2 protein-coding genes are annotated in these 1,699 nt (G+C 73.6%); one reads left to right on the top strand and one right to left on the bottom strand.

Going from position 1 to position 1,699, the window contains the following annotated elements; genetic code table 11:
- Positions 1-102 precede the first annotated feature (102 nt).
- On the top strand, positions 103-546 hold the full coding sequence (locus tag J0670_RS37425; protein WP_207817233.1) for a helix-turn-helix domain-containing protein: 444 nt from the start codon (positions 103-105) through the stop codon (positions 544-546).
- Between the two features lie 3 nt (positions 547-549).
- Here the strand turns inward: J0670_RS37425 and J0670_RS37420 are convergent.
- The coding region (locus J0670_RS37420; protein WP_207817232.1) for a DUF6777 domain-containing protein at positions 550-1,699 on the bottom strand (1,150 nt) is incomplete at its 5' end.

Genomic DNA, 1,699 nt, shown 5'->3' with positions numbered 1-1,699 from the left:
TTTCAAAGTGCTACCACGCCACTCTGGCATATCCTGGTTTTAATAAGCAACCGCCTGTTCGGCGGGTACGCTGAGCGCCGACCGGCTGAGAGGTGGGATGAAGTGCCGAAGCGCACCACGCACGAGGAGTCGGCCTGTGGGGTCGCCCGTCCGCTCGACGTGGTCGGCGACGGCTGGACGCTGCTGATCGTCCGCGACGCCTTCGACGGGCTGCGCCGCTTCGGCCAGTTCCAGAAGAACCTCGGGCTGGCCAAGAACATCCTCTCGGCGCGCCTGGCCAACCTGGTCGCGAACGGCGTGTTCGAACTCGCCCCGGCCGCCGACGGCAGCCCGTACCAGGAGTACGTGCTGACCGAGAAGGGCCGTGCGCTGTTCCCCGTGATCACCGCGCTGCGGCAGTGGGGCGACCAGTGGTTCTTCGCCGAGGGCGAGCCCCGGGCCCGGCTGGTCGACCGCGCGTCGGGCGAGCCCGTCGCCCAGGTGGAGGTCCGTGCGACGGACGGTCGGGTGCTCGGACCCGAGGACGCCCGGGTACTGCTGCCCTGAGCTTCAGTGGTTCGGGCCGGTCGGGTTCGGCGCGGTGGTGGCCTTCGGCGCGGTGGTGGCGGGGGCTTTGGCGGTGCTGGTGCTGGTCGTCGTGGCGTGGGTCCGCGGTGTCTGCGTTCTTGGTGTCTGAGTCCTTGGCGTCTGGGTGTTCGGCGTCTGGGGGCGCTCCGGGGTGGTCGCCGGTGTCGTGGCGGGCGCGGGAGCCGTGGTCGCGGTGGAGGGCTCGCCGGGAATGGTCGGGATGATGGCCGGGCCCGTTTCGCTCGGAGGTTCGGAGGTCGAAGGCTCGGAGGGGGTCGCGGCGCTGGGGGTCGCGGCGTGGGTCGTGGCGTGGGAGGCCGGACGGGAGGGCGTGGCGCCGGATGAGGCGGGCCGCGAGGCGCCCGGGGACTTCGGCCCGGACGTCGCACCGGGCGCCGAGGGTGTCGATGGGTGCGTCGGCGAGGGTGTCGGCGTGGGTGTCGGCGCAGGCGTAGGCGTAGGCATGGGTGTGGGCGTGGGCGTGGGTGTGGGTGTGGCCGTGGGCGGCCTCCACGGGACCGGCGGCGGGACGCCCGGTGCCAAGGGGCCGCTCGGCGGCTCGGCGTTGCGGTCCACCACCTCGGCCCGCCCGGTCAGCCGGGAGAACCAGCCGCCCGTCTCGATGTTCACCAGGACGATCTCGGCCACCGGCTGCGGCGCCGGGACCACCATGACCAGCGCGGTCGGTGCGAATCCGGCCCAGGCCTTCCCGGTGTACCGGGCGTCGCTCACCGGCACCGCCGGCTTCAGCGGATTGCCGCAGGCGCAGCGCACCCGGGGCACGCCCCGGGGGTCCACCAGGACGGCGGTGCCCGCCTCCAGCACGGACTGGTACTCGACCACGGCGCCGCTCTTGTAGCTGTGGTTGGTCACCCGGGCGTCCACCCGCAGGTACGCCGAGGTCAGCGAGCGCAGGTAAGCCGGGATCGCCGACTGGTCGATTCCCGCCGCCGAGGCCCAGGCGCGCCCGGCGTCCCCGCTGGACACCATCGTGATCAGCTGCTCGGTGTCGCAGCTGGACCGGCCCATCGTGCCGCCGTACAGCCCGGCCGAACCGCCCTGCACGTCGTGCAGGGCGGCGGGCGAGCCACCGCCCGGCTGCTGCGCCGCCGGGGCGGTCGGCGGGTGGGCG

The sequence above is a fragment of the Streptomyces sp. FH025 genome, from assembly GCF_017427025.1.
Taxonomy (GTDB): Bacteria; Actinomycetota; Actinomycetes; order Streptomycetales; family Streptomycetaceae; genus Kitasatospora.
This window is presented reverse-complemented; position numbering and strand designations above follow the sequence as displayed.